At 62.6% G+C, this 26,391-nt stretch carries 27 protein-coding genes and 6 pseudogenes; 14 read left to right on the plus strand and 19 right to left on the minus strand.

Annotated features, from left to right (window positions below):
- Nucleotides 1-35: 35 nt before the first annotated feature.
- Both VK92_RS23745 and VK92_RS42560 read right to left on the minus strand, forming a co-directional pair.
- Nucleotides 36-1,280 carry an aromatic ring-hydroxylating oxygenase subunit alpha gene (locus tag VK92_RS23745; protein WP_053077824.1) on the minus strand — a complete coding sequence of 415 codons (1,245 nt, stop codon included), beginning with the start codon at nucleotides 1,278-1,280 and terminating at the stop codon, nucleotides 36-38.
- A gap of 56 nt (nucleotides 1,281-1,336) precedes the next feature.
- On the minus strand, nucleotides 1,337-1,699 hold the full coding sequence (locus VK92_RS42560) for a hypothetical protein (RefSeq protein WP_048027161.1): 363 nt from the start codon (nucleotides 1,697-1,699) through the stop codon (nucleotides 1,337-1,339).
- Between the two features lie 461 nt (nucleotides 1,700-2,160).
- On the opposite strand from VK92_RS42560, the gene VK92_RS23755 reads away from it, so the two are divergent.
- Together VK92_RS23755 and VK92_RS23760 are read left to right on the plus strand one after the other, a co-directional pair.
- The gene (locus tag VK92_RS23755; protein WP_231616473.1) at nucleotides 2,161-3,735 is read left to right on the plus strand and encodes a spinster family MFS transporter; all 1,575 of its coding nucleotides are present in this window, start codon (nucleotides 2,161-2,163) and stop codon (nucleotides 3,733-3,735) included.
- 115 nt (nucleotides 3,736-3,850) lie between these two features.
- Nucleotides 3,851-3,958, plus strand: a pseudogene (locus VK92_RS23760) (MoaD/ThiS family protein); the annotation flags it as partial.
- A 78-nt stretch (nucleotides 3,959-4,036) separates the two neighbouring features.
- Here the strand turns inward: VK92_RS23760 and VK92_RS23765 are convergent.
- Nucleotides 4,037-4,843 carry a GntR family transcriptional regulator gene (locus VK92_RS23765; protein WP_081082856.1) on the minus strand — a complete coding sequence of 269 codons (807 nt, stop codon included), beginning with the start codon at nucleotides 4,841-4,843 and terminating at the stop codon, nucleotides 4,037-4,039.
- 55 nt (nucleotides 4,844-4,898) lie between these two features.
- Nucleotides 4,899-5,795: an N-acetylmuramic acid 6-phosphate etherase gene (murQ, locus tag VK92_RS23770; RefSeq protein WP_048027164.1), complete on the minus strand. Its 897-nt coding sequence runs from the start codon at nucleotides 5,793-5,795 to the stop codon at nucleotides 4,899-4,901.
- Nucleotides 5,796-6,149: 354 nt separating this feature from the next.
- On the opposite strand from murQ, the gene VK92_RS23775 reads away from it, so the two are divergent.
- The 3 genes from VK92_RS23775 (at nucleotide 6,150) to VK92_RS23785 (ending at nucleotide 9,803) form a co-directional block, all read left to right on the plus strand.
- Nucleotides 6,150-7,661: a PTS transporter subunit EIIC gene (locus tag VK92_RS23775; protein ID WP_053077827.1), complete on the plus strand. Its 1,512-nt coding sequence runs from the start codon at nucleotides 6,150-6,152 to the stop codon at nucleotides 7,659-7,661.
- A gap of 76 nt (nucleotides 7,662-7,737) precedes the next feature.
- Nucleotides 7,738-8,853: a porin gene (locus tag VK92_RS23780; protein ID WP_048027166.1), complete on the plus strand. Its 1,116-nt coding sequence runs from the start codon at nucleotides 7,738-7,740 to the stop codon at nucleotides 8,851-8,853.
- Between the two features lie 71 nt (nucleotides 8,854-8,924).
- Entirely contained in the window at nucleotides 8,925-9,803 is an 879-nt protein-coding gene (locus tag VK92_RS23785) for a hypothetical protein (protein WP_048027168.1), read from the plus strand.
- A 158-nt stretch (nucleotides 9,804-9,961) separates the two neighbouring features.
- Here the strand turns inward: VK92_RS23785 and VK92_RS23790 are convergent.
- Nucleotides 9,962-10,312 (minus strand): annotated as a pseudogene (locus VK92_RS23790) (integrase core domain-containing protein); the annotation flags it as partial.
- A 72-nt stretch (nucleotides 10,313-10,384) separates the two neighbouring features.
- On the opposite strand from VK92_RS23790, the gene tnpA reads away from it, so the two are divergent.
- The 4 genes and pseudogenes from tnpA to VK92_RS23810 all read left to right on the plus strand — a co-directional run bounded on the left by tnpA (nucleotide 10,385) and on the right by VK92_RS23810 (nucleotide 12,856).
- A complete protein-coding gene (gene tnpA, locus VK92_RS40495) occupies nucleotides 10,385-10,792 on the plus strand; it encodes an IS66-like element accessory protein TnpA (RefSeq protein WP_048027172.1) in 408 nt (135 codons plus the stop codon).
- Nucleotides 10,789-11,136 (plus strand): IS66 family insertion sequence element accessory protein TnpB, encoded by a 348-nt coding sequence (gene tnpB / locus VK92_RS23800; protein ID WP_048027174.1) that lies wholly within the window; start codon nucleotides 10,789-10,791, stop codon nucleotides 11,134-11,136. The genes tnpA and tnpB overlap by 4 nt, the downstream gene beginning before the upstream one ends.
- Before the next feature lie 29 nt (nucleotides 11,137-11,165).
- Nucleotides 11,166-12,163, plus strand: a pseudogene (gene tnpC / locus VK92_RS23805) (IS66 family transposase); the annotation flags it as partial.
- Nucleotides 12,164-12,409: 246 nt separating this feature from the next.
- Nucleotides 12,410-12,856 (plus strand): hypothetical protein, encoded by a 447-nt coding sequence (locus tag VK92_RS23810; RefSeq protein WP_048027176.1) that lies wholly within the window; start codon nucleotides 12,410-12,412, stop codon nucleotides 12,854-12,856.
- Nucleotides 12,857-13,002: 146 nt separating this feature from the next.
- On the opposite strand, the pseudogene VK92_RS23815 reads toward VK92_RS23810, so the two are convergent.
- A pseudogene (locus tag VK92_RS23815) lies at nucleotides 13,003-13,308 on the minus strand (transposase); the annotation flags it as partial.
- A 90-nt stretch (nucleotides 13,309-13,398) separates the two neighbouring features.
- Nucleotides 13,399-13,494, minus strand: a pseudogene (locus VK92_RS23820) (transposase); the annotation flags it as partial.
- Between the two features lie 1,081 nt (nucleotides 13,495-14,575).
- Between VK92_RS23820 and VK92_RS23830 the strand changes: the two are divergent.
- A complete protein-coding gene (locus tag VK92_RS23830) occupies nucleotides 14,576-16,018 on the plus strand; it encodes a sensor histidine kinase (RefSeq protein ID WP_042973854.1) in 1,443 nt (480 codons plus the stop codon).
- Nucleotides 16,019-16,031: 13 nt separating this feature from the next.
- Here VK92_RS23830 and VK92_RS23835 read toward each other — a convergent pair whose 3' ends face one another.
- Nucleotides 16,032-16,505: an acyl-CoA thioesterase gene (locus tag VK92_RS23835; protein WP_048027180.1), complete on the minus strand. Its 474-nt coding sequence runs from the start codon at nucleotides 16,503-16,505 to the stop codon at nucleotides 16,032-16,034.
- Between the two features lie 244 nt (nucleotides 16,506-16,749).
- Between VK92_RS23835 and VK92_RS23840 the strand changes: the two genes are divergently transcribed.
- Nucleotides 16,750-17,688, plus strand: coding sequence for a response regulator (locus VK92_RS23840; RefSeq protein ID WP_048027182.1), 939 nt, complete (start codon nucleotides 16,750-16,752; stop codon nucleotides 17,686-17,688).
- A gap of 363 nt (nucleotides 17,689-18,051) precedes the next feature.
- Here the strand turns inward: VK92_RS23840 and VK92_RS40500 are convergent.
- A pseudogene (locus tag VK92_RS40500) lies at nucleotides 18,052-18,270 on the minus strand (Fic family protein); the annotation flags it as partial.
- A gap of 238 nt (nucleotides 18,271-18,508) precedes the next feature.
- Between VK92_RS40500 and VK92_RS23850 the strand changes: the two are divergent.
- Entirely contained in the window at nucleotides 18,509-18,823 is a 315-nt protein-coding gene (locus tag VK92_RS23850) for a hypothetical protein (RefSeq protein ID WP_021158081.1), read from the plus strand.
- 179 nt (nucleotides 18,824-19,002) lie between these two features.
- On the opposite strand, the gene VK92_RS23855 is transcribed toward VK92_RS23850, so the two are convergent.
- The 8 genes from VK92_RS23855 to VK92_RS23885 form a co-directional block, all read right to left on the minus strand.
- Nucleotides 19,003-19,188: a hypothetical protein gene (locus tag VK92_RS23855; protein ID WP_048027707.1), complete on the minus strand. Its 186-nt coding sequence runs from the start codon at nucleotides 19,186-19,188 to the stop codon at nucleotides 19,003-19,005.
- Nucleotides 19,189-19,309: 121 nt separating this feature from the next.
- Entirely contained in the window at nucleotides 19,310-20,338 is a 1,029-nt protein-coding gene (locus VK92_RS23860; RefSeq protein ID WP_048027185.1) for a hypothetical protein, read from the minus strand.
- Between the two features lie 194 nt (nucleotides 20,339-20,532).
- Complete coding sequence (locus VK92_RS43550) at nucleotides 20,533-21,006, minus strand: transposase (RefSeq protein ID WP_442854672.1); 474 nt, start codon at nucleotides 21,004-21,006, stop codon at nucleotides 20,533-20,535.
- Between the two features lie 411 nt (nucleotides 21,007-21,417).
- The gene (locus VK92_RS23865) at nucleotides 21,418-21,660 is read right to left on the minus strand and encodes a hypothetical protein (protein ID WP_048027186.1); all 243 of its coding nucleotides are present in this window, start codon (nucleotides 21,658-21,660) and stop codon (nucleotides 21,418-21,420) included.
- Between the two features lie 67 nt (nucleotides 21,661-21,727).
- On the minus strand, nucleotides 21,728-22,291 hold the full coding sequence (locus VK92_RS23870; protein WP_048027187.1) for an Hsp20/alpha crystallin family protein: 564 nt from the start codon (nucleotides 22,289-22,291) through the stop codon (nucleotides 21,728-21,730).
- Between the two features lie 19 nt (nucleotides 22,292-22,310).
- Entirely contained in the window at nucleotides 22,311-22,481 is a 171-nt protein-coding gene (locus VK92_RS23875) for a hypothetical protein (protein WP_231616475.1), read from the minus strand.
- Nucleotides 22,482-22,633: 152 nt separating this feature from the next.
- A complete protein-coding gene (locus tag VK92_RS23880; protein ID WP_048027189.1) occupies nucleotides 22,634-23,041 on the minus strand; it encodes an Hsp20/alpha crystallin family protein in 408 nt (135 codons plus the stop codon).
- Between the two features lie 15 nt (nucleotides 23,042-23,056).
- The gene (locus VK92_RS23885) at nucleotides 23,057-23,497 is read right to left on the minus strand and encodes an Hsp20/alpha crystallin family protein (protein WP_048027191.1); all 441 of its coding nucleotides are present in this window, start codon (nucleotides 23,495-23,497) and stop codon (nucleotides 23,057-23,059) included.
- Between the two features lie 249 nt (nucleotides 23,498-23,746).
- On the opposite strand from VK92_RS23885, the gene VK92_RS23890 reads away from it, so the two are divergent.
- Complete coding sequence (locus VK92_RS23890; RefSeq protein WP_048027708.1) at nucleotides 23,747-24,130, plus strand: hypothetical protein; 384 nt, start codon at nucleotides 23,747-23,749, stop codon at nucleotides 24,128-24,130.
- Between the two features lie 365 nt (nucleotides 24,131-24,495).
- Here VK92_RS23890 and VK92_RS23895 read toward each other — a convergent pair whose 3' ends face one another.
- Together VK92_RS23895 and VK92_RS23900 are read right to left on the minus strand one after the other, a co-directional pair.
- Complete coding sequence (locus tag VK92_RS23895; protein ID WP_021158089.1) at nucleotides 24,496-24,804, minus strand: H-NS histone family protein; 309 nt, start codon at nucleotides 24,802-24,804, stop codon at nucleotides 24,496-24,498.
- Between the two features lie 106 nt (nucleotides 24,805-24,910).
- Nucleotides 24,911-25,144: a flagellar transcriptional regulator FlhD gene (locus VK92_RS23900; RefSeq protein ID WP_048027193.1), complete on the minus strand. Its 234-nt coding sequence runs from the start codon at nucleotides 25,142-25,144 to the stop codon at nucleotides 24,911-24,913.
- A gap of 356 nt (nucleotides 25,145-25,500) precedes the next feature.
- Here VK92_RS23900 and galU point away from each other — a divergent pair, with 356 nt between their 5' ends.
- Complete coding sequence (gene galU / locus VK92_RS23905; RefSeq protein ID WP_021158092.1) at nucleotides 25,501-26,385, plus strand: UTP--glucose-1-phosphate uridylyltransferase GalU; 885 nt, start codon at nucleotides 25,501-25,503, stop codon at nucleotides 26,383-26,385.
- Nucleotides 26,386-26,391: the final 6 nt, after the last annotated feature.

A 26,391-nucleotide genomic window follows, 5' to 3' on the forward strand; every position in this document is an offset into this window, starting at 1 on the left:
CGGCGATCAGCGGCAGCCGATCGCCGACGCGGGCGCTACGCGATCGCGTCCTTCACAGTCGACGCGGACGACCACCGCACCACTTGCTCGAGCCCGTGCCGGCACAGGATCTCGCTCTCGTTGAAATAAACGAACGGCTTTGCGCCCGTCTCCATGCCAGCCTGCATCGACTCGATGTTGCCGAGATCCTCGAGCATGCCGTCGGAGATGTGCGACGTGAAATGCTCGAGTTGCAGACGCTCCCGCACGCTCTTCGGTTTCTTGTTGTAGAAGCGCGCTTCCCAGACAGTCGTGTTCGCCGACGTCGGCCAGAATTCGTGCGTCCAGAACTGGTTCGCCGAGATCTGCAGATGCCAGTTCGGAAAGAACCAGTTCACGTCCTGCGACCAGTCCGGATGCCGCTCGGGGTTCACGCCGCGGTGCTCGGTGAGCGGATTGGCCTGCGCGACGTTGCGCGTGCCGGTCACCGTCTCGCCGGCCGAGAACAGCCAGCGCATCACCTTCGCGTGCTCCGGCACCTTGACACTCTGGTTCAGCCACAGCGAGAACGAGCGGTGGGCACCGCGCAGGTTCGCGCCCAGCGGCCGCCCGAACGGATTTTCCTTGCCCGTGTAGATCGGCCCGAACGTCTTCGGGTGGATCGACGCGATGTGATACACCTCGCTGAAGTTTTCGGCCACCGCCTTCCAGTTCGCCCTGAACTCGCCGCGCAGCACGATCGCGTTGTCGGCGTCCGGATAGTCGATGCCGGACAGCGCGTCGGCCATGGGTCCGAGGAATTCCGCGAGACCGATCTCGGGCGCCGGCGCCAGGTTGACGAAGATCCAGCCGTCCCACACGTCGAGCGCGACGGGCGTCAGACCGCATTTCTTCCGGTCGAGATGGAAGAACCCGGCCTCGTCGGGCACGTTCGCCAGCTCGCCCGCGTTGTTGTAACCCCAGCTGTGATAACGGCAGACAAAACGCTTCGCATTCCCGCTCGGACGGTGCTCGACGATATTCGCGCGATGCGCGCAGACGTTGTGAAACGCGCGGACCTTACCGTCCTCCGAACGCGCGACGATCACGGATGCCTTGGCGACCACAAGATCCTTGACGAAGAAATCGCCCGGTTTCGGGATCCGCTCGACGCGGCCCACCATCAGCCAGGCGCGACGAAAGATCCGCTCGCGTTCGATTTCGTATTGCGCCGGATCCGTGTACAGCGTGGTCGGCATCGGCCTCGTCGACAGGCCGACGGATTCGGTCAAGCTCGGTTTGAGTTCACCGGGGTGGTTCATGCCAGCTCCTGAAAGGAATGGGGACGGCGGGTCCTGATCGACCCGACGATGTGCGATCAGCCGTGCGGCTGAAAGCCGGTCGCGATCGTCAGTGCGTGAACGGGCGGCGCATGCCGGATGCCCGACGCCTCGTGCATTTCGACGGCGATCGCCGCATGGCACATCGCGAGCAGCAGGCGAAACAGGTTCTGCGCGGGCGCCGGCATGTCGTCGAGCGGAAACTGCTCGAGATAAACGGTCGCCTCCTCCGCCCGCCCGGACATCGCTTCGTAGAACGCCACGATCTCCGCATACGGCGTGGCCGCGCGATGGATCCAGCGCGCGTGCGACGTCGGCGCATTCCATCGGTCGAGAAACGGTTCGAGCGCCTCGAAGCCTTCCGGCAAGCGCTGCGAATCGCGTGATACATCGTCAGTCATCGTGCTCCTCCAGTTCCGGATCGCAACGCCTGCGCCCGGAATGGGCCGCATCGCATTGCGTCGTGTCACAGCGTGATACGTGACCTCGCGGCATCGGCACCGAGCCGTTCGTACGGCCTCTTCTCGGGTGTCGACCGGCAACGCGAGCGAATTCGTGTTCCACCGGACACACTTCGCATTCCGTACTTCGAAACACGGAACGGATTGCAAGCGGATACGGCATCTTCGGCGTCGCCCGTTTACCTAACTAACGGTAGATTGAGTCTATGCAGGCGATCGCTCCATCCGGTCTAACCCGGACGCAGATGCCGGTTCCAGCAGGATGACGGCGCACATGCGTATCGACGACGAACGCGCCGAATGCTGCGAACGGCATGTCGGCGCGCAGCGCGCGACAGCCGCCACACGATTCGCGGCTCGCGGCGGCCGTGCTTAATGGATAACACTCATGGCACATCACATTGCGTCACGCCAAACTACCTAACGATAGTTTGGCAATCGAATGCGTGGCGGCGAAATCGTCGATGCGTCGAACGACCAACCAGGCTTACCGGATGTCCATGACCGGCCTGACGCACAAGCGGCATGCCGGTCATGGACATCCCCTTTCACAAGCATCAGACGATCGTATCGGAGACAAGATGAGGAATGCCATGAATGAAGTGCCGCCCGTCGGCGGCCTGGACGACGCGCTATCGGGACGAACCTCGTCGAGGGTCGTCCATGACAGCCTCCGGTCGTGGTACATCCTGGGCATCATCACGTTCGCGTATTCGCTCGCGTACATCGACCGCCAGCTTCTCAACCTGCTCGTCGATCCGATCCGGCATTCGCTTGCCATATCCGACACGCAGCTCAGTCTCGTTCAGGGCATCGCGTTCATTTCCGCGTACCTGATCGCGTCGCCGCTGTTCGGCCGGCTCGTCGACGTCACCAACCGGCGCAACATCCTGCTGGTCGGTATTTGCCTGTGGTGCATCTTCACGGCCCTGTGCGGCAAGGCCACGACGTTCCAGGGGCTGTTCCTCGCGCGCTTCGGCGTCGGAGCCAGCGAAGCCTGCGTGTTTCCGATCGCGCTGTCGATGATCGCCGACTGCTTTTCGGCGAAGCAGATGCCGCGTGCGATGAGCGTGTTCATTCTCGGCCCGATGCTCGGCGGCGGACTCTCGCTCGTCGCCGGCGGCCTGGTCATCTCGTTCGCCCGCGACGTTCATCAGCAGTTTCCGATGCTCGCCGGGTTCGAGACCTGGCAGCTTGCTTTCGTGCTGATCGGGCTGCCCGGCATGCTGTTTGCGTTGCTGGTTTGGCTGACGGTGCGCGAACCGATGCGCAGCAAGGTCGCCAGCGGAAGCGCGGACGATCGGCAGTTTTCGACCCGCGAATCCGCTGCATTTCTGTGGGCGCGGCGCGGGTTCTACGCGCGCATCCTGCTCGGCGTCGGCATGCTCGCCATCGTCGTGCTCGGGATGCCCGCGTGGATGCCGACCTACCTGATCCGTTCACACGGGATGCCCGCGGCGCTGGTCGGGTTTCGTTTCGGCGCGCTGGTGGTCTGCTGCGGGATTGCAGGCGCACTGGTGGGCCCCTGGGCCGTACGCCGGCTTGAAAAGCGCGGCTACGAAGACGCACCGTTGCGCACGGCCGCGTTCGCGATGATCCCGATGTTGTTGTGCTGCGCGAGCATCCCGTTTGCGCCCGGCGCGACAGGGACGCTGATCGCGGCCGGCGGCACCGTGTTCTTCTTCACGCTGCCGACCGGGTGCATGGCTGCGGCGCTGCAACTCGTCGCGCCCAGCCGCATGCGCGGTACCGTTGGCGCGCTCTACTCGTTCTTCGCGCAGTTGATCGGTTTCGGGCTCGGGCCGACGCTGATCGCGCTCTTCACCGATCGTGTGTTCGGCAATCCGAAGATGGTCGGCGATTCGATCGGGATCGTTTGCACGATCGCGGCCGCGCTCGCCGTATGGTTGCTGTTTGGCGCGCTGCCTCACTATCGTCGATTGCTTGCGGAGGAGCGTGGCACGCAGGTGGGGTGACTGTGGGATTGGGACGGGTTCAGTAAGCGCTGCGGCCGACGTCGCGCGCTGCTGCAAGATTTTCGATGCGGACGAGCATAACCCGCCGCCGGGCGGGTGATCCGCTTTAGGAATCTTGGACCGGCCCGTGCGCACGGCCGTCAATCTCGAGATGGTGACGGGCGAATTCGTCGTGCGGGAGGACAGCGAGGTCGCGTTTTTCCCGTCGGTGACGGGCGGGTGACGTCGCGAGGGGAGGAATCCCGCCGGTGCCGGATACGGGCCGGTACGCTGAATGTGCCGTCGTCCATCATTCCGGCAATCACGCCTTGCCCATCACGGCGAGGTAATCGTAACGATCGCCACGATAAAACGACCGCGTCAGCTCGAGCGGCCGGCCCTCGACCGAAAACGACCGCCGCTCGATATGCAGCACCGGATCGCCGCCGCGGATGCCGAGCAAATCGGCATCCGGCGCGGACGCCAGTTCCGCGCGCAGCCGCTGGAGCGCCTTGACCGGGCAAATGCCGGCGGCATTCAACGCCCCGTACAGCGAATCGCCGAACTCCAGGTTGCCGCCGAGCAGGTCGGCGGCCAGCACCGCGCGCTCGATCGCCATCGGCACGGCATCCGCCGTCCTGACGCGCTCCAGGTGCATGACGACCGAATCCGGCGCGAGGCCCAGTGCGAGCGACTCCTCCGGCGTCGGGCGACGCAGTTCGCGCTTGACCCAGTGCGACCCCGGACGGAAGCCGCGGCGGAGCATGTCGTCCGAGAAACTGGTGATCTCGGTCAACGGTTGCTCGACGCGCGCGGCGACGAACGTCCCGGCGCCCTGCCGCGCTTCAACGAGCCCCTGGCGGATCAGCTCCTCGATCGCGCGACGCACGGTGTCGCGCGACACCTGCAACTGGGCGGCCAGCTCCCGCTCGGGCGGAAAGCTCTCGCCGGTCTTCATCGAGCCGTCGACGATCGTCGCACGCAGCATCCGCGCGAGTCGCGACGCAATCGGCATGCGCGCGCCGCCCGCCGACGGCGCATGCAGTTCGGCGACCTGCGCCGCGTCGAACAGGTGCGCACCCGGTTGTGGGTCGCGGGAGAGAGGGGCATCCAGGCTGCGTTCCGTCATCGATACACTAGAAATGGGTCAGGATTGGACAGGCGATACGGTGCGATGCACGGCATCAGGACGGCTTGCGCGACTGCAGCGCGTGATGGATCGACCCGCCATGCTCGACGGACAACGCTTCCGCTTCACCGCGGCTCAAACCGGCCAGCAGCATCAGTATCGCGATCCGCGGGCGGTTGCCCGCTTCCGCGAGCGTGCGCGCCGCGACGTCCGGCGCGACCCCCGTCGCCAGCGCGACGATCGATTGCGCGCGAAGCTGCAGCTTGTGATTGTGCACCTGCAGGTCGACCATCAGGTTGCCATAGGTCTTGCCGAGCGCAACCATCGACAACGTCGACAGCATGTTACAGACCATCTTCTGCACGGTCCCCGCCTTCAGGCGCGTGGAGCCGGCCAGGATCTCCGGGCCGCAGTCCACTTCGATCGCGACATCGGCCACGGCACCGACCTCGCTCCCGCTGTTGCAGGCCACCGAGACCGTCGGACAGCCGGTTTGCCGCGCATGGCGAAGCGCGCCGATCACATAGGGCGTGCGGCCGCTCGCACTGAGGCCGACCACGACGTCCTCGCGCCGCAGCGCGATGGTCTCCAGATCCGCCTGCCCGCTTGCCGCGGAATCCTCGATGCCCTCGGACATCCCGACGAAACCGCCGGCGACGATGCCCACGACTCCCTGCGGCGACATGCCGAAGGTAGGCTGGCACTCCAGCGCATCGAGATAGCCGATCCGCCCGCTGTTGCCGGCACCGATGTAGACGAGCCGGCCGCCCGCGCGAAGCGCCTGCGCGACCATCCGCACCCCCGCCGCGATGGCGGGCAACGCGCGCGCCACGCACGGCGCGATGAACGCGTCCTCGCGATTCATCAACGCCACGCCTTCCTCGATGCTGAGCTGATCGAGGTTGGCGCTGAAGACGTTGGGCTGCTCGGTGATCAGACGATCCAGCGGCATGGCGGCACTCCACGGGTTGGGCGAAAGATGGGCTAGATCTTAATTGGTATGGAATTGGTTGTAAATCGCAGATTCATCGAACGTCTCATCCTTGAAAGCGTCAACTCCGCTACCCCCTGTATAGAAGCATCGTCAAGCCACTGATAATTATTATATTTTCATACCACAAGGGTCCGCCAAAAGATTCTGGCCCCGTTATCTTCAAGACTGGAAAGCTATCCACTCAACCGCTGGACAGCTTCTAAAAAACTACCTATTGCCAACCAATATTCGAATTGGTACGTTCCAATTTACCGACAATTCAACGTACCCGCCTCTCGACAGGGGCGATGCGGTCTTTCATGGGAGCCAAGCATGGCGGCGGACACGACAGAGCGGTTCGGGACACTGGCCCGGGCGATTCTCGATGCGATCGGCGGCGCACGGAACGTGCGCAATCACACGCATTGCATGACGCGACTGCGCGTCAACCTCGTCGATCCCGCGCTCGCCGATCCGGCCGCGCTGCGGCAACTGCCGGGCGTGCTGGGCTTGGTGGCCGGCGATCCGCTCCAGGTGGTGATCGGCCCCGGCGCGGTCAAGCAGGTTTGGAGCGCGTTCGCGCAGGCGTTGAGTGAACACGATGCAGGCGACGCGGATCCGACAGACGATGCGCCGGCCGCGAAGCCGCCCGCCGCGGCCAGGCGCGGCAACCACGCGGTACGCGGCTTCCTGCGCCGCATCGCGTCGATCTTCACGCCGCTGATCCCCGCGCTGGTCGGCGCGGGGCTGATCAACGCGCTGGGCGGCCTGCTGCTGCTCTGGGCCCGGCACTCGCCGGCCGACAGCGCGAGCGACCTGACCTTTCTCGCGACCGTCGCGTCGACGATCGGCTCGGCGTTCTTCGCGTTCCTGGTCATCCAGGTCGGCATGAACGCCGCGCGCGAATTCGACGGCACGCCGAGCCTTGGCGGCGCGGCCGCGAGCGTGATGATCGTGCCGGCGCTGACCAAGCTCCATGCGTTCACGCTGCCGCTGCTGGGCGAGATCGTGCTGCGGCCCGGCCAGGGCGGGCTGATGGGCGCGCTGCTGGCCGGCGTGCTGGTCGCGCTGCTCGAACGCAAGCTGCGCACGCGAATCCCGCCAGCGATCGAGACGCTGGTGACGCCAACCGTGTCGCTGCTCGTCGCGGGCGTCGCGACGCTGTTCGTGCTCATGCCGGTAGCCGACGTGCTGACGAACGGCGTCAGCGCGCTCACCACGCGCCTGCTGAATGTCGGCGGCATGCCGGCCGCGTTCGTGCTCGCCGCGTCGTTCGTGGTGCTGCTGATGTTCGGCCTGCATCAGGCGCTGATCCCGATTCATGCGCAGCTCATCGCGCAATACGGTTTCACCGCGCTGTTCCCGATCCTCGCGATGTCCGGCTGCGGGCAAGCCGGCGCCGCCTTCGCGCTGTATTTCCGCGTCAAGGACGCGGGACTGAAACAGCGGATCCGCGACACGTTGCCGACCTGCATGCTGGGCGTGTCCGAACCGCTGCTCTACAGCGTCACGCTGCCGCTCGGCCGCCCGCTCGTCACGTCGTCGATCGGCGGCGGCATCGGCGCGCTCGTGCTCGGATACCTCGCCAGTCACGGCGATTTCGTGGGCGCGACCACGATCGGCCCCGCCAACCTGATGCTGATCCCGCTCGTCACGGGCCCGATGGGACTCGGCAGCAGCGTCGCGGCCTATTGCGTCGCGACGGCGACGGCCTATGCATCGGCGTTCGTGCTCACCTGGTTCTTCGGGCTCACGCAGGATCAGCGGCGACAGTTCGTCCGGCCTGCATCGCGCCGCATCGGGCCGCGTGCGGACGGGCCGCTGCCGGTGCAGCAGCCGCGCTGAGCGGCTTGCGGAACGGCGGCCATGCCAGCGGCAGGCCGCCTCCTTATCGTCCGTCTAAATATGGATAGCTAATTAAATGAAAAGGGGAATGGCCCTCGCGATCGCGTGCTTCGCGACGACGCTCGCGCATGCGCAATCGAGCGTCCTGCTGTGGGGACGCCTGGGCGGCGACGTCCAGTACACAAGCGGTGTACAGACGCCGCGCGGACCCGCGTCCCGCTGGTCGCAGGGCAGCGACTGGGGCGTCAATATCATCGGGCTGAAGGGTACGGAAGATCTGGGGAACGGGAACCACGCGCTGTTCTGGCTCGAATCGGCGTTCACGCCGACCGGCTCGCTGGTCGCGGGGCTGATCTTCCAGCGCGCGGCCTGGGTCGGGTTGAAGAACGACACGTTCGGCACGATCCGGTTCGGCCAGGGGCCCATGCTCAACAACTACGTGTGGGAATATGACCCGTTGCTCGAGGAAAACTTCGGCGCGCAATCGTTCGTCGCGTACCGGAACGGCTCGCGCCTGTCCAACGGCATCCGCTACCTGTCGCCCGACCTGCATGGCTTCTCGTTCGATGCGGAGCTGAACCTGGGCAACAGCCCGACGAGCTTCAACGCGGGCGACCCGGGTAATGCGGGCAAGGCCGGGCGCGCGGACGGCTTCAGCGGCGCCTACACGCACGGCGATTTCCAGGTGCGCGTGGTCTGGGACGAGATCCGCAATGCGCAGGGCATCGAGAACAACCTGTTCAGCTACTCGCGCGAACTGTTCATCGGCGTACGCGACCGGTTCGGCCCGTTTCGCGTGCAGGCCGCCTATACGCATTACTCCGCGCCGGATACGCCGGCGGGGCTGTCCGACCGCGCCGATCTCTGGTGGGCCGGCCTCACCTACGACGTGAACCCCTTTTTCCATCTGCAGGGAGCGGCCTACACAATGAAGGTCGGCCCCGGCAAGTGGACGGCCGATCACGACGGCGAATCGCGCGTGACGATGGTCGGCGTTGGCTGCATGTACGACCTGTCGAAGCGGACGTTCCTGTACAGCATGGCCGCGCACGTGTTCAACAGCGCCAACGCGAATTTCGGCGTCAACCCGCAGAGCCCCGGCCTCGGGCCGATGAACGCCGGCTGGGGCACGAACCCGGCGCCGGGCCATGGACAAACCGGCGTCTATGCCGGCATCGAGACGGTGTTCTAGCCGGCGTGGCTGGCTGCACGGCAAGTGTGCACACGCCACGCTCTTCCACTTTGCCAACCAGGAGTCGAACCATGCAATCCACATCCATCCGCCCGCGCAATCCGGTCGCAGCAAGCGTCGGCGCCACCGCACTGCTCACGCTTGGGCTCACCCATCCGCTCGCGGTCGATGCCGCGCCGTCGTTTACCGTGCTGGACAACACCGCATACGCCGATGTTTCCCTCGGGCACGGCTCGGTCAAGACCAATTTCATCCCCGCCCGATACTGCGAGCCGCTTACGTACGACGCGTCGACGGGCAAGGTCAAGCTTCCGTCGCAGAGCGACTGGGAGGCTCTCGTCAATACCTACGACCCGACGCAGGCCGACTCGCCCGGCTATCTCGTGCTCGACTGCGAAAAACTGTACTTGACCGGCAGCACGGCGACGATTGCCAACCGGTTCGCGATCCTCAAGCAGCTCCAGCAGTGGACCCAGGCGATTCGCCCCAATCGCGTGCTCGGGTGGTACGGGCTCGCGAACGCGGCCAACATCAGCACCGTGGATCCGGCCACCGCGTATCGCGACATCGCTCAGCTGATGGACCTCAACAACGGCAGGACAGCGTACTTCCCGAGCGAATACGTGAAGGCCAACGGCACGTCGCCGTATACCGGCGCGGCATGGGCGCCTCAGCTCAACACCGACCTCGCGACGACGGGAACGATCGACCGGCAGAGCAGCACGGGCACGCATCCGGTCTTTGCGTACATCTGGCCGCAATACTACGACCAGAACACGACGCTGATCCCGGCTTCGATCTGGCAGAGCATGTTGAACACGATCCGCAGCACCACCGCGGCCGGCCTGATCATCTGGGGCGGCCAGAATCCCGCTGTCGAATACGATGCGAACAACGACGGGAACGGCCCGTGGGTCGCGGTCACGCAGGCATTTCTGGACAGCCTCTGACCGAGCGGATATTGCCAGCACCGTTGCCGGTCCGAGCCCACCTCACAGGCGTTCCTTCGCGGGGGCCCTTCATGCAACGGAAAAGTGACCCTGCCCCGATTCCACGTACAGCAAGAAGTTGGGGATGCGGTGAGGCTGGCCCAATTTCCGTCCCGGTCTTAGCTGGAAAATTCCGGCTCTTCGGGGCGGGCCGAACCGGCCCGATCGGTGCACTGACGGGCGAATTCCGCCGGCGTCATCCACTGCAGCGCAGAGTGAGGACGCGCCTCGTTATAGGACTCGCGCCAGACTTCGATTTTGCGTCTGGCATCCTCGAGCGACAAGAACCAATGTGCGTTGAGGCGTTCCTCCCGAAAACGTCCGTTGAAGGATTCATTCTTCGCATTGTCGGTCGGCTTGCCCGGACGCGAGAAGTCAATCTCCACGCCACTCTCGTACGCCCATTTGTCGAGCGCCTTCGAAATAAATTCGCTGCCATTGTCCGCCTTGATATAGCGAGGAAGCGGACGATGCGTAAGCGTGTCCCCAGCACCGTCTCGACGATGTGAAAGGAAGTTGCCAGAGTAGTCCCCACCAAAGTAGTGGGGACCAAAGTGGCAACAGATACGCCGAAGAGAACTTCACGCAAAGGCATCCCGAATCACCCGATCGAATTTCGACGGCATCTGGCCAAGCTGGCCTGCGAGCCGGACGTATCGGTGGCGCGTCTGGCGATGGAGCATGGGGTGAATCCGAACCTGGTGTTCAAATGGCGTCGAGCATTGCGTGCCGGCGAATACGATCCGGTGGATTTGCTGCCCGTGACCGTGGAGGCACCAGCGCAAGAGATCGAGCAACCGGCCCCGGCGCCGGTCGCCAGTGCCGCTCCGGCGGGCGCCATCGAGATCAGTGTAGGCAACACCCGAGTACGCATCGAAGGCTCGCCGCATGAGGCCACGCTGTTGCTGGTGCTCCGTACGTTGCGCGGCACGTCGGGACCGACAGCATGATCGGACTACCCAGCCACACGAAGATCTGGCTGGCCGCCGGCGTGACCGACATGCGCTCGGGCTTCAATAGCTTGGCTGCGAAGGTCCAGATCGTGCTGGAGCGAGATCCGTTCAGCGGCCACGTGTTCGTGTTCCGCGGCACGCGTGGCGATCTGGTCAAAGTGTTGTGGTGGAGCGGCGACGGCATGTGTCTACTGATGAAACGCCTGGAGCGCGGTCGGTTCGTGTGGCCACGTGCCGATGGTGGCGTGGTGTGCCTGAGCCAGGCGCAACTGTCGATGCTGCTCGAAGGTATCGACTGGCGGCAGCCTGTACGCACGGCGGAGCCGACATCGGCGTTGTAAACCTGCCGGCCGCCGCGTAGACTGCCGGCATGACCACGGCAAACGTCTATCCGGACGACATCGAAGCGCTCAAGGCCATGCTGCTTGAGCGCGATGCACGCATTGGACATCTGGAAAATGTTGTCGAATCGCACAAGGCGCGAACGCTACTGCCAAGGCCGAGATCGAGCATCTGAAGCTGCTGATCGCGAAACTGCGCCGCATGCAGTTCGGCCGGAGCTCCGAGAAGCTCGACCGTCAGATCGAGCAGCTCGAGTTGCGACTGGAGGAGCTCGAGGCCGACGAAGGCGCTGCCCCCATCGAGATTCCGAAGACGCCGCGTATCGCACCGGAACAAGCGCCGCGCAAACCGCTCCCCGAGCATCTGCCACGCGAGATCCTGACGTACTGGCCGGAATCGGGCAAAACCTGCACGGCGTGCGGCGGTGCCATGAAGCAACTCGGCGAGGACATCTCCGAGCAGCTGGAATATGTACCGGCCAGCTTCCGCGTGATCCGCCATATGCGCCCGAAACTGGCATGCACGTGCTGCGACCACATTACACAAGCTGCTGCGCCGAGCCGCCCCATCGAGCGTAGCCTGGCTGGCCCGGGCTTGCTGGCCCATGTGCTGGTCTCGAAGTTCGCGGATCATCTGCCGCTGTACCGCCAGTCGGCGATCTATGCGCGCGAGGGTGTCGATCTGGATCGCTCGTTGCTGGCGAAATGGGTGGGTCATGGCGCGAGCCTGATGCAACCGCTGGTCGACACCTTACGCCGGCACGTCATGGCAGCCATCAAACTGCATGCCGACGATACGCCAGTGCCTGTGCTCGCGCCGGGCAATGGCAAGACGAAAACCGGACGGCTGTGGGTCTACGTGCGCGACGACCGGAACTCGGGCGACATGACGCCGCCGGCCGTCTGGTTCGCCTATACGGCCGACCGCAAGGGCGTCCATCCGCAGCAGCATCTCGAATCGTTCAACGGCACGCTGCAGGCGGATGCCTACGGCGGATATCAGGCGATTTACGAAACCGGGCGGGTAGGTTCCCGGATTGAACTGGGATTGTGACAGGGCATCATTGACGATGTTCATGCGACCACGGATCTCTTCCTTTTCCGTGACGAGTCGTTGCCTCAGCTTGGCGATGTGGCGATCGCTCTGCTCGTTGAGTAACCGAAAGAACCGCTCTTCGAAGCGAGGCAGATCATCCTGCTCGATGCGCACAAGCACGCGCGCATAGTCTGGCCAGTCGTCCAACGTCTCACCCATATCCGCCGCCGCCAATGGATGATTGCGTCGAAACGTCCGCAAAGCCTCCTCGAGATCCTTTCTTGCATTCGACCGATCCTTGTCGGCTTGCCCTCGTTGCTCCTTCAAATCACCGCGTGCACGCTCTCGTCTCGACTCGAGATTGTCCAGTGTGAGGCGATCCACCTTTCCGAACAGTTCCTGGAGCTCGCCAGCATCGGGCGGTGGCACCTGAAGCTCCGCGGGCGTCGCTTCAAGCTCACGGCTCAGCGTGGCCATCTGCTCCACGGAACGGTCGTATTTGTCAGACTCCGATCCGCGCGCTCCCTGCGCATCGCTGACCGTCTGTCGCTGCGCTTCAATTTGCGTATCGAGTTCCCGAACTTCCGGATGAGCTCGCTGAGCGTCCTCCAACTGAACCTGCAAACGCTGCAGTTGAAGCGCAACCGACACCGTGTCAATGTCCGCCCACATGACTTGCGATAGTTCCTGCGCTGCAGCAAGCTTTTGCTCTTCCCGCTTGCGTGATGCGACGAGATCGTCCAGAACCTGCTTCGATTCGCTTATCTTCGTCTGCTGAGCGTGAAGTTCGTCGAGCAGCTCAAGTTTCTTCTGCTCGTTCGAGAAGCCTACTCGACTGCTTCGCGGAGAATCTCGTTCTCCATGGTCTTCTTGCCGAGCATCCGTTGCAGCTCACGAATCTGCTTGAGCGCATCGGCCAGTTCCGAGGCCGGAACCACCTCCTCGCCAGCTTTAACCGCTGACAGGCTCCCATCCTGGTACAGCTTGCGCCAGTGGAACAGTTGGTTCGGATTCACGCCGCGCTGGCGCGCAACCATCGAAACCGATTTCCCCGGCTCGAAACTCTCGCGAACCATCGCCAGCTTCTGCTCCGCCGTCCAGCGCCGCCGGCGCTCCGGGCCCGTCAACACTTCCATCACTTCCTGCCTGGTGTTAGTCAAAAACACAGTCTTATGCCTACCCGTTATTGTAAGTGGGTGACTGTGTCCGGCGTTTCAGGGGGCTGCTCCATGGCGCTTGCATAGATCCTTCACCGGCTCATCCCGGCTCTCGGCCTCGCGCAAGATGCGGATGATTTGCTCGTCGGTAAATCGCTTCTTCATCGAGTTCTCCTTGCCTCTAGGATAAAAGAGAACTCACTTGCCGAATCGCTACAAGAAACGTCTCATGTCACCGCCTCATTCATCGCTGGCGTCGTGGGTAGTACCGCAGGATGCGCGGCCGGGTGGGCCATCGGCGACGCACTCGAAGAGAACGTCCTCGACAACTACTACTGCCTTGCATGCGATCACAAGTTGAGCGCTTTGCTGATGGTTTACTGGCTCCACACGAGGTAGCAGCTGCGACCATGTGGGTCACGTCCAAACTCCAACCACATAGACTTTCTGCGTCAAAGCGCACTTACATCCGAACCACATACATATATTTTGGCAAAAATCATGCCATATCCCAACCGCATAGATTTGCTTCCTCCACCAAGTCAAACGTGCTGAAGACGGAAATTCTGTGCGGTCGGAATTCTATGCGGCCCCAGTGCCCTATCGCCCGAAAAGCCGCTCCCCAGCTAGATCCGTATACACACAGTTTTACTCCGGAGCACTATATTCGTGAAAATCGGTGTTAATGCGTGGCCCGCGGTGTTTACCGCAAGCGTGAATCTGTTATCCGGCTGACGTCATTTTTCCGTGACAGGGAACTCGGGTTCCCGGAAAGATGTATCGGGCCGGTCGATTATTCTGGATTTCGTGTTCGATCGACGCGATTGCTTCGAAAAATCGCTTGAAAATCGAGAACGGTTCATCCACTGATCGAGCAGTTGGCTGCGGCAAATTGTTGCATTGTTCGAATTCCCGCTTCACCCGATCGGTCGCAGCATCTGTTACTGCGCGGTTCCCGGCATTTGTCATGGCGATAGTTCGCGCGATCGCAATAACGAATGCAATCGTGAATGCATGGTTCGCATGCGGCAAAGTTTTGGCCCATGGCCAGTTCCTGATCACGACGGCGATCGATTATCCTATTCAGGATCCGCCACGCGCACGATCCGCAATCGAGATGCGCGAAACCCTCGTGGACCAACCCGCCCGCGCTCGCTCGCCTGCCGCTGCGTGCTACTCTCGCAACCGGCACCGGCCAGGACAGTACAGTGGTGCGCGACCAGTGAACATTGTGGATTCACGCATCATGTACTCGATCTTGCCCGCGTTCGTCTCTGCGTTGTTTCTCGGGTTCGGCCTCTACGTGCTGGCCACCAAGGGCCTCACGCGGGTATCCGTCCCGTTCGCCTTGATGTGCGCGGCGACCTTCGTCTGGCAGGGAACGTGGGCCTTCCTGTTCCAGACGACCGACGCGGACGTCGCCAACTTGCTGGTCAAGGCTGGCTATCTGTTCATCCTGTTCCTGCCGACGACCTTCTATCATTTCGTGACGGAGATCGTGTCGCGTCGGGACGAGCGGCCGTTCATGTTCGCCTCCTACGGCCTTTGCGTGCTGCTGGCCGTGCTGCTGGTCACGGGCAATGGGGTCGTCGATGGATTCCGCCTGCATTTCTTCGGCCCGTATCCCAACGCGGGCCCCCTGCATCCGCTGCACGTCGTGCAGACCGTCCTCCTGGTCGGCCGCAGCGGCTGGCTCCTGATCGAGGCACGACGACAGACGCGCGCGCGTGATGTCCGGCAACTGCTCACGCAATGTCTCGTCAGCCTGGGCCTCTACTCGCTCGCGGCCACCGACTACGCGGTGAACTACGGCGTCGAGTTCTATCCGGTGGGGGTGCTGTTCATTGCGATGAGTCTCGGGATTCTCGCGACGTCGATCGTCCGCTATGGCCTGATGGGCCCCTATCTCCTGGCCGCGACGGTCGCGCACGAAGTGGCCACGCCGCTGGCGGCGATCGGCCTGCACGCGGACGAGCTGCGCAACGTCCTGCCGGCGCTGCTGCGCGGGTATCGGCTGGCGGTGGAGCACCGGTTGTGCGCCGACAGCTTGTATCCGGGGCAGCTGGACCGGCTGCCGACACTCGCATCGTCGATCCGGCGCCAGGTCGACACCACGAGCACCGTGGTCGAAATGTCCCTGGCGTCCTTTACGCTGGACCGCCTCGATCGCCACGGCTTCGCGGCCTATCCGATACGGGCCTGTGTCGACGCCGCGGTGGATCGCTTTCCCTTCCGTCCGGGAGAACGCGACCGCGTGTCGGTCGGCGCGATCGATCCGGACCTCCGGTTCTCCGGAACCGACTCGCTCGTGATCTTCGTCATCTTCAACCTGCTGAAAAACGCCCTGTATGCGATCGACGCAAGCGGCCGTGGGCAGATCGAGATCGACGCGCATCGCAGCAACGGTTATTGCGTGGTGCGTTTCAGCGACACGGGCCCGGGCATCGCGCCCGAGGTGCTTCCTCAAATCTTCGACGCCTTCTTCTCGACCAAGTCGCACGGGTGCGGCGCGGGCATGGGCCTGAGCTTCTGTCGCCGCGCATGCGAAGCGCTCGGCGGCGCCATCGCGTGTGAATCCATCCCCGGCGTCCGGACCACGTTCACGATTCGGCTGCCGGAGCCCGGCTCGCCGGCGGACCAGGCATTGCGCGATCCGCCGGCGCCCACCCGGCACTATCGCATCGGGTAAGGCAGTCTCACCTTCAGTTCACGGCGGACGGCAGGATCAGTTCATATGCCTTGACGCGCTCGATGATGCCCGCCGGAAACCGGCTGATCCGCTTGTCGGGACCGGCGAACACGATCTGCTGGTACCCCAGCGACACCTGTCGCCCGTCGACGTAGAAGCGAAACAGCAGATACGCCGAACACTGCCGAACCTCGAACGTATTGAGGAAGCAGTCGACCCGCTGGAACGGAAACGTCTCCTGAACGTATTCCTGATGCGCGCGCTTCGTCACGAACGAACCGCCGGCCGCCAGCAGGTTGTTGTGGATGCATTCGTGAAACCAGCGTTCACGGCACACGCCCTGCCATTCGAAGTAGCGTGCGAAATAGGTATTCATGAAGGCATTGGAATCCTTGAGGTAAATGTCGACCACGTGGTGGAAGGTTTTTTCGGACTGATGTGCCGTTTCGTTTGAAAGGACGTGAAGAATCGCGTCTTGCGTCAACATGGATAACTCCTTGAATCGCTACTGGCGGTAGCGGCGCATTCCTTCAACGAGAAGGAATGGCCAGATTCTCGCCGTGCAATTCTGTTGAGCGCTTCGGTCAATACATGCCAAATTAGTGGTTGACAAATGGTTGATGCAAATCCCACTTTCGCCGGATAATTGGCCCGGTCATGCAACGCGGCCGTCATTTTTGGAAACGCGTCTCCGTTATCGAATCTTTTTCTGCTGATTTATCGACACTCGTATGCAAACCTTCGTCAGGCAGCCGGTGCTTTATCCCGTGTCCGTGGTGTTTGTCGACGACAACCCGGATTTCCTGCAGGCGCTGCGGGGCGCATTTCCGGATGAACACCTGAACCGCTTTTTTACGCAACCCCGGGTGGCGCTCGACTTCGTGTCGTCGCGTGACGTGGAGATGCCGCCAACGGCCGCGGACTATTTCGGTGCGGAGAAAAAAGGCGGCAATGCGATCGGCGAGGACGCGCTCACCGATCCCGCCCGATTCGAGGCGGTGGGCGCGGTGGTCGTGGACTTTTCGATGCCGGAGGTCGACGGCATCCAGCTTCTTTCCTCCATCCGCAACGCAAACTGCATGAAAATCCTGCTCACCGGCGTTGCCGACGAGCGCGAGGCGGTGGACGCGTTCAACGCCGGACTGATCGATTGCTTTCTGAAGAAAACCGACGTCGAGATGCCGCGCAAGCTGGCAACCGTGCTGGACAACGCGAAACGCAAGCACTGCGCAGCTCGCGGGCACATCAGCCTGCATGAAGCAGGGTCGACCTACCGGGATCCGAGGATCGTCAAACTGATCGACGAGGTGGCCGCGCGGGAAGGCATCGTCGAATACTACTGGCGCCCCAATCAGGACGCGGTGCTGATGTTCGACGCCGCGGGCGCGCCGAGTGTATTTCTCGCCTGGAATGAGGAGGACTGGTCGTTTCACTGCGATATCGTGTCCGACGCGAACGGTCCGGCCGAATTGCGTCAAGGCATGGAGGCGCGCAGCATCATGCCGCTGTTCTGGCCATCGCAGGCCTATCGGCCGGGCCTCGCCGACGTCAAATGCGCGGCGCCCCTGCCCGTTCCGGGATGGAATGGCACGTTTTACAGCTGGACCCGCCTGGACGATACGGCCACCGAACGCGAACTGCCCACGTTGGCAAAATGGCGTCACGCTTGACGGATCATCCGCCTGTCTTCAATCAGGTCGTGCTGTCGTCGAGTCGGCAAGCACTCGATTTGAAGCAATCCCTGTCAATGTTGACAGTTATCGGCGGCGCCGACTTTTGTTTCAATAGCGCCCTATTCCGAGGGCCACCCACTATTCCAATCAGGTGGCACATTCATTCAGGGCAGGTATCAGAGGCGCGGAAGGGCCATTCAGCAAGCGACTGATACCGCTGAGTATTGTTTCAGGTGCCGCTTGGCAAGCCTTGGCGGATCTGGTTCGATCTACGCCGATAAAACGCAGCAAAATCAAGGCTCCCTGATATCCCCGCGCGACCTCGATCGGTCGGCGGCACGTTTCCGGATCCGGCGCCCATCGCGGTCGACCATCAATGAACGGATGGATCTTCGCGAATCGCGTGTGCAGCTCCGCCGCCCGCTCGACCGGATGCATGTCTCCAGCCGCTTCATACCGGTCGATCAGCGCGGCCATTTCAGCAGGCAGATGCATGAAATCCGGCGGGGTTGTACTCGCACCCGCGATCACCACGTTTTCGCGGCGATACCGGCCCGCTTCTTCAGCATCGATGCCCTTCGACCATAGTCCCCGCCACCTGCTCCGGTCGGGTGTCGTTGCTTTGCTGCGCTTCCAGCGCCATTCGACGTATCGGTTCAGGGCCGCGCGGTTTTCGGGTGATTCAGGGAGACGCATCGGTGATCACACCTCGAAGGCCCACTTCCTCACAGCGCCCACAGCCATCGCACGACATGGCCGATTTTCGGTGGATCCTCGGGCAGCGTTAGAATAGCGCCCCTTCTCATGGGAGACGAAAATGTCCTGGTTCGTTTACGAAGTACCCGAATACCACGAAGACGCTGCGCGCATCGAGCCCTTCAGCGACCTGCGCAACCGTGTGTTGAAAGTCGGTGACCCGGCCATGGCTGACGAACTGGAAAGCGTTCGCGAGAACGCCGCAGCGACCGCCGACACGCCCGAGCGCCCCCTGCGGACTCCGGAAAATCCGCATGTCTTTCCGATTCCTTACGCCGAATCCATGATCCTGGTCGGGTTCATCTTCGATCTGAAACGCGAATTCCGGCAGCTGGTCGTGTCACCCGTGGAAATGCCCTGGCTGAAAGACGCGTAAGAGGCGGTCGGAACGGAAGCGCGACCTCGCGCTCGCGCGCGCTTCCCGTTGACGTTTGGTCAGGCCCGGCACTCACTCGCGGAAGAAACCGGTGCCTGCGTCGGGCATCGGCGCAGGAGCGAACGTCGGCGGCAACGCGAAGGCGCGACAGGCGCAAGGTGCCTGCGATGGGCGGTTCTCTACAACAACGACAACTGAGCCGGCATGCTTGTGCGACCTGCCTGATCGCTTTCCTTTACCGCCAGGTCCTGCCGGTCCGCGGACTGTGCATCGCCGTCGTCCTGTCGATATTTCCGCGCCCAATCGACGCCAAGCACATCCGATGAGAACACAACCCCGGGCGCAATCTGAACAAGCTGGCTCATCTGCGGATTCTCCTGGAGCCTGTTGACAATATCAAGCAAACGAAATCAAGGATCGGGGAAGCACGCGCGCTACGGATATCCACTACTGCCGCCTTGAGTTGCGGCAGGCCCTAACGGTAAATCATGGCCAGAGGCTACCCTTCTCGCCTAACCCACGCGCAGCCAGGCGGACCTCGGCGTCGTCGTTCCATTTCATGCTGCCCGAAAACAGGCTGACAGAACGAGTAACCGGAGACCAATCCCGGTCACGCAATGCATTCAGGTCAAGCGCCACGCCCGAAGCGCGAAACTCCCGCAACCGGTCCTGCACGTCTAGTCCGGGTAATTCGGCCAGGTTCCGGCAATTGAACAGCGACAGCCGTTCCAACTTCGCGCCGCACAGGTCCAGCCTCGAAAGCTGCAACTGGTCCTCGATGCGCAGGGCAGAAAGCGAGGGCAAGCGTGATAGGTCGCCCAACGTGGAAAGCCCGCGCACGCGCAGGATTTGCAGCATCTCGATGGTTGTACTAGACAGGTCGTCGATGTCATCGCGACCGCCCAGGATCAGCGTCATTTCCCTCAAGTTCGAGATGGCCGAGATGAAGCCGAGCGGATGCTTTTTTGCATAGGAACTGAGCGTCAGCTTGCGCAGGCGGGATAGACCTGCGATCGCGTCGATATCCTTTGAGTGGCCTTGGATGAATAGTTCGGTCAGCGATCCGCACCGCGCTAGAGGCGACAGATCGAAATTCCGCTTATGGTTTTCAGCCAGCACAAGCCGCTCAAGTCGGCCAACGTCGATCGTGTCGAGGAAGTCGGGCCGATTCAGCTTGAATACCCCGAAGCTCAGGCGTTTCAGCTTTGGAAGCAGGCCGACTTCTTCTTCATGGACGATCTCGGAAAGGCAATCGACTGCAAGGTCGCGTATTTCGGGCAAATCGCGCAGCGAGGCCGCATCGAACGGCGTCCGGTAGTGCCCGTAGAACCGGACCTGAAGGCGGTCCCCGGCTAGCCGGCAAGCTTCGTTCAGCGATTGCAGGATCACCGGGTTGTAGGCTTCGGGCGTGCTGAACTGGACAACCAACTGCCCGTGCTCCCCGCAGGCCTCCGCGATCTCGATCGGCGAAAGCGTTTTCGGGTCGGTAACCCGTCCACGGTCTACCTGCAGCATGCACTCCCCCGTTATTCGTTAATAGCCACGTCATTAGATGGCTACGGGCCACATCTTAGCGCCTCCTGAAGCCTGCTCGATATTGCGAACGCTGGTGGCACTTACTCAGCGTCGCGCGTTATCCGACCGTGAATTAAACAAGCCATATGAACGAAGCGGCTGCAGCAACGAAGGACGCGTAGCGCCGGGACAATTTATCGTATCGGGTAGCCATGCGACGGAACTGTTTGATTCGAACAAGGAACCGTTCGACCAGATTGCGGGAGCATGCCGGCCTGGGACCCGCGCGCGAATCGCTTGTATATGCTGTTCCAGCGCCCGAATTCTTCTGGGAGGTCGCGCCACGGGCTTCCTGTGCGGGCAATCCACGAAACAGCCTCGACAAATTCCTGGTTGTCGATTGCCGGTCGGCCTCGGCCTCCCGCCTTGCCGGGCAGCAACTGCACAATGTGTTCGTATTGGTCACCTCGCAACAGCCTCCGCACCATGCCCGCCTCGCAAAAGACAGGATGTAAACAGATTGCCGTTGAAGGTGACAGCGCCGGACGTCGTCTCGTTGCGTTTTGTCGACAGCCCCTAAGCAGCCTGAACGTCGAAGTGTGCAGCTGCATAACGTGCACTGCAGTTCCACACCTCGACGCCGTCGCGGGTGAAGGTAGCCCATCCATCCTTGACGATCACCTCTGCACCGGGAAAGACGTCACCATATCCATTTGCCGTGGCAGCGAAAACCGTTCGCTCGCGACACGTCGCCCAGTATTTCCCGTTTTCCAGGGTTAGCGGCTTTGTGCTCAATCGACGACTCGACTCATTGTTTGATCAAAAAACGGTCGCGCTTCTTTGCTCCCGCAATCCATTGAGGCGCCCTGTCAGGGGCATGAGCAAGGTAAGCGCAATTCCCTATCATAAGCCGTGACGTCAGGAAATCTCTTGTTATCGGCCCGGCATCGACCCTACCCTTTCTCGTCGCTTGTATTCACGGTCGCTAACCGGCCGTAGCCATCGGGACCGTGAACGAATCGACCATCACTTCCGCAGGTGCCTGCTTCGCACCCGGCCCTCGGCTTTCGACCGGCACGCTAGCTCCACCGGACATACCACTCCGAAACGACCGAGCGTTGCTGGATCCATGCGACGGCAAGCTCCAGCGCTTCATCGCGTGCCTCCTGGGCGTTGGCGAAATCGCCATCGACACCGAGCGTGCGTGTTTCGCCGTCCCGGTCGGTGACCATGGCCGCTGCTGCGTAGCGGTTGTTTCCGGTGGCGGTTACCACCGGCCGGACCTCGCAGCCGTGATACGCGATGACGTTGTCCGTTTGCATATGACACCTCCTGCAGCGTGTTGCGCCCGAAGCGAGCCCGGCGATGCGGGATCTTTGCGTGCTTGCCCTAGCCGATATCGATCGTGCGACTGGCGGACTGCACCGGTTCCGATTTCGGCACGGTCAACGTGAGTACACCGTTGTCAAACTTTGCCAGGGTGTGTTCGGGGTCGGCGTTTTCCGGCATCGGGATCGTGCGCATGAAGCTTCCATGAGCGCGCTCCAGCCGGTAGCAGCCGTTTTCCTCGCTGCGCACATCCTGCTTTTTCTCTCCGCGCAGCACGATTGCCCCATCCTCGACGCTCAGCTTCAGATCTTCGCGCTCCATTCCTGGCAGTTCGGCGGTCACGCGCAGCACCAGCCCCTCATCGACGACGTCGATACGCGGCTGGAAGCGCGATGAACTGAAGTCGCCCAACCAGCGTTCGAGCGCGCCACGGCCGGCAAACGGGTCGTGAAAGAACGCCTCCATTGCACGCCACGGATCGCGTGAGAACATTCGCGGGATGTCAGGCCACGAAGCCCGCCACTGTTCGCCTGTCGGTGGGCTTTCCATGCCTTCCGCATCGGACTTGCGGGCAGCTCCGCGAAGGAACTTGAAGGGATTCCACTTTTTCAAATCGGTATTCATGGCGTCCTCCGATTCAGCTTCAATCTGATTTCACCGCATACTCGACCGCATCGCGCCGCGCTTCGGTCGCGCTTGTCCAGCGTTCGCTGGAACGCGGCAGATGCCGGTCGGTCAACACCTCATCGTTCCGTGCGATCCGGACTATCCGGACGATGGCGACGTAGCCGTCCAGTGCGGACAGGCGGGTCACGATCCGTCATACGGGAATCGCGTGGAGATCGATCGCGTGTCCTTTACAGGACTCCTGCATAACATCGGACACCCGCCGCCCCTGCTCCCGGTTCGCGCAGGCGGCAGCGCGATCGCCGCCGCCCTGGTTGCCGACCTGCCGTTGCCGACGGGTCAGCTGGTCCTGACTTCAACGCGCCGTGGGCGCGCCTCGTCGCGGCGCGGGATTGTCAGCTTCAGCACCCCGTCCTGGAGGCTCGCCTCGATCCTTGACGTATCGAAGTCCGGTGACAGCGTGAACGTCCGGGCGAAGTGCGGTTCGCGGACCTCGGCATGCTGCAGCCGCAGATTTGCCGGCGTCGGCACCGCCGCCTCGGCCTCGATCGAGAGGCTGTTGTCGTGAACCTTGACGTCCAGCTTGTCCCTCGTCACGCCGGGCAGATCCGCCCATAGCGTGACGACCTGGCTGTCCTCGTATATGTCGACGGCCGGGACGAGCGTGATCCGGCGCCTGGGTTGTTCGGTGCCGCGACGTGCGACGGTGGACGGGTCGCGTTCGGCCAGTTGGGTCGTGTCATTCATGATCGGCTCCTCGGATTACCGGATAGTGATGGCGCGCGGCCTGGACGATTCGCGCCTGCCGACACTGATCGACAGGCAGCCATTTTCGTAGCGCGCCTGGACCTTGTCGGGATCGGCGGTATCGGGCAGCTCGATGACGCGCCTGAAGGCGCCGGCAAAGCGCTCCTGCGCATACGTACGCGTCTCGCTTCCCGTGTCGGGCTGTGTCGATTTGCGTTCGCCGCTGATGGTCAGCAAGCCCTTGTCGATCGATACGTCGAGTTCGGTGGCGTTGATACCCGGGGCAAAGGCGACGATCTCGATCGACTCGTCGGTCGCACCGATATTGATCTGAGGAAACGCGCCCAGCCGGCCAGCGCGGATGCTGGACGGGAAGCCGCCGAAGCGTTGCGCCATCTGCTGCTGCAGGCGGTCTAATTCGCTGAAGAGGTCGGTTCCGAAGTAAAGATCGCTCATGATCGTATCCTCCTTGAATGCAGCCGGGAGGCGAACGGGCCTACGCGCTCCAGTTCGCCTGCCAGACTGTCGGCAAACAAATCGAAACACGCAGCGCGCGGAATCCGGAGGCCCGCGCGTCTGCCTGAGCGAAACTCAAGATAGACACTCTGCGAAAAATTTCAAGGTCCGTCGGCAGATTTTTGCACTTGAAATTCCGGTACTGGAACCTATCATCGCAGCGGCTTGGAACTGCATGCGGAGGACGCCATGGAATTCGACACGGACTGGCTTACGCTGGGCAGGCATCGTATCCGGCTACGCTCGACGAAGGGCTTTCCGACCGAGACGATGCGTACTGTGACCGAGGTCGTCAGGCTCGCGATCGACAACAACATGAGCGCGCGGGCGCGACTCGTCGAGGTCGTCTGCCGGCACGAACAGACCTACGACGTGCTGGTCGGCACGACGATGGCGGAGGACAAGGTTTGTGCACCGCAACTTGAAACCGCGGTTGCGGTTGTGCTGGGCCTGTTGCCCGACCAGATCAACATCACGGTCACCCCGGTCACGCAAAAGGAGGTCGATCTGCACTTTGGCGTGTACGAGCGGATGCTGTCGGAGAAGCTGAGTACGGCTCCGCCGACCCGCTGACCGATCGGTGCAGCGCTCCACCGCGCGTCAGCAGCGTCGTGGCCGACATTCAGCTCGGCTGGACGCGAGGCGGGCAGGACCGGGCACTTGCTGCTGTTGCCGTGTCCGAACCAGCGGGGCGTAGTGAAGGACGCATTACCTGCCCGGATTCCGGAATCCAGTTTGCGCCGACGTATGATCCACGGGCATCGTTTCGACCGGCGCGGGACGACGAAGCGCACCATCTCGATGGGATCACCGCAGCTCAGCGTGTATCGGGAGACCGGCAACGCCGGTCTCCCATGCACACGTCGCGGCATCTCCAGGCCCACACGTCGCAAGCGGCTGCTCCGCTGCCGGAAAGCGGGATTCGAAAGTCGTCACGCTCAGCCGGCGTTGCGCTCGATCAGGAACCGGTCGCGACGGCCGCCTTTGATCCAGGCCGGCTCGCGCCCGCGCCCGCTCCAGGTCGCGCCGGTCTTCGGGTCGCGATAGCGCGGCGCCGATGCGCTCTTTCGCGGCATCGCTTTCGCCGCGCCGCCGTGGCGGCCGAATATCTGCCCGGCGGTCAGCCCATATTCGGCGACCCGGGTGCGAATCTCCTGTATGACGGCCTCGAGTTCGGCGAGCCGGGCTTCCTCGACGCGCTTCATCAATTCATCGGCTTGCGCCTTCAATTCGCGATAACCGGGCATGCAATTCCTCCACATTCTCTTGATGTAAAAAGACGAACGGCCGCGACGGTGCAATCTCGTGAAAAGGCGCGACCGGAACATCCATTCTGGAAAACCGGAAAACGAATCACGCGCGGCCCGGCGCGTTTTCGGCACGAAATCCACAAACCAGCTCGCCGCCGGCCGCGAGTTCATCGATCTGATCCAGCGTCAACGCGTCGATCGATGCAGCAATGGCATCCGAGATACCCAATTGCCGCTTGCCCTGTTCGTAATCGATACGCAATATGCGCTGCGCGAGCACGAGATACGCCCGGTTGAATTCCGCAATTGCATCGAAGATATCGCCCTGTCCGGTCATGACTGCTCCTGAGCCGACGGCGGTCGTCGCATGCCGCACGCGCGGCGCCGCGACCAGCCGTCCAGTAATGGATGCCTGAATCTATGTCAGGCAATCGACGTCATGCCGACAATTCCTAGATGGCATCCGACATATTCGAAATCGGCAATTGCAATTCACCATTCGCCATTCATCCCTGTCGGATTCGGCCTAGATTCGGTCGCCACTCGAAACGGGAACGCCCATACGATTGTCGAACGGCGCGGGTCCGGCCGCGCGAACGATATGGCACCGGCGAGCGACGATTGCATGCGCGCATCGCCACCTTCCCTCGGCATTGTTGATGCCTGATCCTGAACGGATGGAATTCGAAAATCATGTTGAAAGTGACGAAAGCCGTATTTCCGGTTGCCGGTCTCGGTACGCGATTTCTGCCGGCGACCAAAGCCAGTCCGAAAGAAATGCTGCCGGTCGTGGACAAGCCGCTGATCCAGTATGCGGTCGAGGAAGCGATCGACGCGGGCATCACCGAAATGATTTTCGTGACCGGGCGCAGCAAGCGCGCGATCGAGGACCACTTCGACAAGTCCTACGAGATCGAGGCCGAGCTCGAAGCGCGCGGCAAGGAAAAGCTGCTGTCGCTGGTGCGCGGCATCAAGCCGAGCCACGTCGACTGCTTCTACGTGCGTCAGGCCGAAGCGCTGGGGCTCGGCCATGCCGTGCTGTGCGCGGAGAAGCTGGTCGGCGACCAGCCGTTCGCGGTGATCCTCGCCGACGACCTGCTCGACGGCCCGACGCCCGTGCTGCGCCAGATGATCGACGTGTTCGATCACTATCACGCGTCGGTGATCGGCGTGGAGGAAATCGCGCCCGACGCATCGAGGTCGTACGGCGTGATCGAAGGCAAGCGCTGGGAGGACAACCTGTTCAAGCTGTCCGGCATCGTCGAGAAGCCGGAGCCGGCCAAGGCGCCGTCGAATTTCGGCGTGGTGGGCCGTTACGTGCTGAAGCCGAAGGTGTTCGAGCATCTGCGCGCACTGCGGCCCGGTGCCGGCGGCGAATTGCAGCTGACGGACGCGATCCAGTCGTTGCTGTCGGATGAGCAGGTGCTCGCCCATCGCTACGACGGCACCCGTTTCGACTGCGGCAGCAAGCTCGGATATCTGAAGGCGACGGTCGAGTTCGCGCTGCGGCACCCTGAAGTGGCCGCGGATTTCGAAAGCTACCTGGCCACGCGCATGTCGGCGCTGCTGGTCGCCTGACCAGGC

The organism is Burkholderia sp. LK4 (genome assembly GCF_001043615.1).
Classification (GTDB): Bacteria; Pseudomonadota; Gammaproteobacteria; order Burkholderiales; family Burkholderiaceae; genus Burkholderia; species Burkholderia cepacia.